Here is a 4,390-nt window from a genome sequence, read left to right on the forward strand (position 1 = left end):
CCGCGGCGCAGCTTTGCCAGCGGGTGATCGCGCCGGCAAGCCGCGACGAACCGCTCCTCCACGAGGGACTTGAACTCGAGTTCGCCCTCCTGCGCGCCGATGAAGTTGAGGCCGAAATCTGCCTCGCCGCGCGCCACCGCTGCCAGCACCTCGTTCGCGGCGGCGTCGAGCACCTTGACGCGCACCTTCGGGCTGCGCTCGTGATAGCGACGTATCACCTTCGAGAGGTAGTAGTACACCGTCGAAGGAACGCAGGCCACCGTCACTTCGCCCATGCGGGTCGCCGCGACGCCGCGGATGCCCAGCAGCGTGGCATCGAGGTCGTCCAGCAGCTCCCGCACCTTGCGTTCGAAGTCGCGGCCGACCGCGGTCAGCGTCACGCGCCGTGTGGTCCGTTCGAGCAGGCGCACGCCCAATGCCTGCTCGAGCTTGTCGATGCGGCGGCTGAACGCCGGCTGCGAGAGGTGCACCGCCTCGGCCGCCTTGCGGAAACTGCTCAGCTCCGCCACGGCCCGGAAGGCGAGCAGGTCGTTCAGGTCGAAGTTGATGGCCATGYGGCTGCTCGCTTGGATTGATGCACAAAAGGCATCAGTTGATCATAAAGATGCAATTCTGTTTCGCAAAGGAGGCGCCGATCATTGCCTCATGAACCGAGTCCTTCCCTGCGTCCTGATGCGTGCCGGCACCTCGCGTGGGCCGTTCTTCCTGCGTGACTGGCTGCCCGCCGACGAAGCCATGCGCGACGAGACGCTGATCGGTGCCATCGGCGCATCCGACCTGCTGCAGCTCGACGGCGTGGGTGGCGGCAGCACGCTCACCAGCAAGGTCGCGATCGTCTCGAAGTCGGCCGAGGCGGGTTGCGACGTCGACTACCTGTTCGCGCAGGTCGGGGTCGGCCAGAAGTCGGTCGATACCCGTCCCAACTGCGGCAACATGTTGTCGGGCGTGGCACCGTTCGCCATCGAGCAGGGCCTCGTGACGGCGCAGGACGGCGAAACGACGGTGCGTGTCTTCAACGTCAACACCCGCTCGCGCATCGACGTGACGGTGCAGACGCCGGGCCGGCAGGTCGTCTATGACGGCGAGACCGGGATTGACGGCGTGGCCGGCACGGCCGCAGCGATCCGCCTGAATTTCCTGGACGCCTGGGGCGCGACGACCGGCTCGGTGTTTCCCACCGGCCGGCGCATCGATGCCATCGACGGTCTTGAAGTGACCTGCATCGACGCCGCGATGCCCCTCGTCATCATGCGGGCCCGCGACCTCGGCCTCACCGGCCGTGAGGCACCGGCGGAGCTCGACGCCGACCTCGCGTTGCTGGCCCGCGTCGAGGCCGTTCGGCGCGCCGCAGGCGAAGCCATGGGCCTGGGCGATGTGTCGACCAGCGTCGTGCCCAAGCCCGTGATCGCCAGCGAAGGCGACGACGCCCACAGTGTCAGGTCGCGCTACTTCACGCCCTGGCGTTGCCATGCGTCGCACGCGGTCACCGGCGCCATCGGCGTCGCCGCCGCGTACGCGCTGCCCGGCACCGTGGTCAGCGGCGCGGGGAGCCGGGCCGGCACTCGCGGCATCTCGGTATTGCATCCGCAGGGGCGGATCGACGTCGAGGTGACGATCGAAGGCCATGGCCCGGATGCTCGCATCCAGCACGCCGCGCTCGTGCGCACGGCCCGAAAGATCCTGCAAGGCGAGCTTCACATCCCGCCTTACGTGTTCTCGAGATCCACAGAAGGAGACAAAACCATGAAGCGCTTGCTCGCGCCCGTCGTCGCCGCCGCGATGACCGCCATCGTCCCGATGGCGCAGGCTTATCCGGACAAGACCATCACGATCGTCGTGCCCACGGCCGCCGGCGGCGGCAACGACGCGATGGCACGCACCGTCGCGCAGAAGCTCGGTCCGCTGCTGGGCCAGACCGTGATCATCGACAACCGCTCCGGTGCCAATGGCGCGATCGCGAGCGAATACGTCAGCCGTGCCGCGCCCGACGGCCACACGTTGATGTTCGGCTACATCGCCACCCACGCGATGAACCCGGCCTTGCAGAAGCTGCGCTACGACCCGGTCTCGGACTTCGCGCCGATCGGCCTGGTGGGCTACTCGCCGACGCTGATGGTCGCAAATGCCGCCGTGCCGGTGAAGGACGTCAAGGACCTGGTGGCACAGCTCAAGGCCAAGCCGGACAAGTACACGTACGCCTCGGCCGGCAACGGCACGGCCCCGCACTACGCGGCCGAGCTGTTCAAGCTCAGTGCCGGCGTCGTGATGCTCGGTGCGCCGTACAAGGGTTCCGCCCCGGCGATCAGTGACACCATCGGTGGGCAGACGCAGTTCATGTTCCCGAGCCTGTTCACGGCGCTGCCGCACGTGAAGGCCGGAAAGCTGCGGGCGCTCGCGGTGGCGGGCCCCCGGCGATCCGCCTTGCTGCCCGACGTGCCGACGCTCAAGGAGGCGGGCGTCGACGGCGTCGACGTGCAGCAGTGGTACGGCTTCTTCGCCCCGGCGAAGACCCCCAAGCCGATCATCGACCAGATCAACAAGGCACTCAACCAGGTGCTCGCCGACAAGGAGGTCATCCAGCGCATGCAAGAGCACGGTGCCGATGTCGAGACCAGCACGCCCGAGAAGTTCGGCGAGCTGGTGAAGAGCGAGCTGGCGAAGTGGACGGCTGTCGTGCAGCGCGCCAAGCTGGCGGCCGACTGAGTAGAGCAGGAGCTTCGGACATGGGCAGTTCCCTCGACGACTTGAAGGCCTGGATCGGCCGCAGCGAGACGATGCGAGACCAGGTCGGCGCAACGCCCGTCAATGCGCTCGACGCGACGCTGGATCACGCCGCCGCGCCGGTGGAGGCGGGTGCGCCATTGCCGCCGCTGTGGCACTGGCTGTACTTCCTGCCCCTGCACCGCCAGAGCGAGATCGGSCCGGACGGACATGCSAGGCGRGGCGGGTTCCTGCCGCCCGTKCCSCTGCCGCGCCGCATGTGGGCCGGCAGCCAGTTCGAGTTTCGCTCGCCGGTGCGGGTGGGCGACGCGGTGGAGCGCACATCGGCCATTGCCGACGTGACGGTCAAGGAAGGCCGCACGGGCAAGCTCGTGTTCGTGAAGGTGCGCCACGAATTGCGCTGCAACGGAGCGGCCGATCCGGCGATCGTCGAATTCCACGACATCGTCTACCGCGAGGCCAGGCGGGCCGGGGACGTGGAGCCGACGCCGCACGCCGCCGAGGCCGGCGCACGCTGGCAGCGCCGGATCGTGCCCGACGATGTGCTGCTGTTCCGCTATTCCGCGCTGACGTTCAACGGCCATCGCATTCACTACGACCGCAAGTACGTCACSGAGGTCGAGGGCTATCCAGGCCTGGTCGTGCACGGCCCGCTGATCGCCACCCTGCTGATGGACCTGGTTCGCCGCAACGCGCCCGATGCCGACATCGCCACCTTCCGGTTCAAGGCCGTTCGCCCGACCTTCGACCTGGCCGCGTTCCTCGTCAATGGCCAGCCGCAGGCCGACGGCAGCATCAAGTTGTGGGCCGAGGACCATGAAGGCTGGCTGACGATGGATGCGGTCGCGACGCTGCGGGGAGCCTGAGATGCAGCCACTCAAGGGGCTCACCGTCGTCACGCTCGAACACGCCATCGCSGCGCCGTTCGCGACGCGCCAATTGGCCGATCTGGGCGCCCGAGTCATCAAGATCGAACGCCCGGGCACGGGCGACTTTGCGCGCGGCTATGACTCCCGCGTGCGCGGCCTGGCATCGCACTTTGTCTGGACCAACCGCTCCAAGGAGAGTCTCACGCTCGACGTGAAGCACCCCGAAGCGGCCGGGATCCTCGAGCGTCTCGTGCTGGAGAAGGCCGACGTGGTCGTGCAGAACCTGGCGCCTGGCGCTGCGGCGCGCCTGGGGCTGGGCTACGACGTGCTCGCGGTGAAGAAGCCGGCCATCATCGTGTGCGACATTTCCGGCTACGGTGCCGACGGCCCGTACCGCGACAAGAAGGCCTACGACCTGCTGATCCAGAGCGAAGCGGGGTTCGTGTCGGTCACCGGCACACCCGACGAGCCGTGCAAGGCCGGCCCTTCGATCGCCGACATCGCCGCGGGCATGTACGCCTACACCAACATCCTTGCGGCGCTGCTGCAGCRCACGCAAGGCGGACGTGGCCAGCACATCGACATCTCGATGCTGGAATCCCTGGCCGAATGGACCAGCTATCCGCTCTACTACGCCTTCGAGGGTGCGCCGCCACCGCCGCGCACCGGTGCGGCCCACGCCACCATCTACCCCTATGGCCCGTTCCCGATCGGAAAGGACGAAGGCAGCGTGATGCTGGGCCTGCAGAACGAACGCGAGTGGGTCAACTTCTGCGAGAAGGTCATGCAGCGTCCCGAGC

General features: G+C 67.8%; 4 protein-coding genes. 3 read left to right on the top strand and 1 reads right to left on the bottom strand.

The features are described 5' to 3' along the window. Nucleotides 1–554: LysR family transcriptional regulator (locus tag AC1D12_RS25915; protein WP_477843809.1), on the bottom strand; the 554-nt coding region annotated here is incomplete at its 3' end. 91 nt (nt 555–645) lie between these two features. Between AC1D12_RS25915 and AC1D12_RS25920 the strand changes: the two genes are divergently transcribed. The 3 genes from AC1D12_RS25920 to AC1D12_RS25930 all read left to right on the top strand — a co-directional run. Continuing rightward, complete coding sequence (locus tag AC1D12_RS25920; protein WP_477843813.1) at nt 646–2,703, top strand: 4-oxalomesaconate tautomerase; 2,058 nt, start codon at nt 646–648, stop codon at nt 2,701–2,703. 20 nt (nt 2,704–2,723) lie between these two features. Next, entirely contained in the window at nt 2,724–3,587 is an 864-nt protein-coding gene (locus tag AC1D12_RS25925) for an HTD2 family dehydratase (RefSeq protein WP_477827866.1), read from the top strand. A gap of 1 nt (nt 3,588) precedes the next feature. Next, nucleotides 3,589–4,390, top strand: an 802-nt coding sequence (locus tag AC1D12_RS25930; RefSeq protein WP_477843811.1) for a CaiB/BaiF CoA transferase family protein, incomplete at its 3' end; no start/stop codon positions are given.

This window comes from Rhizobacter sp. P1_G5 (genome assembly GCF_056405435.1).

What these genes read in the sequence shown, in the direction of transcription:
- AC1D12_RS25920 (WP_477843813.1), top strand. Translation starts at nt 646, where the DNA reads ATGAACCGAGTCCTTCCCTGCGTCCTGATGCGTGCCGGCACCTCGCGT.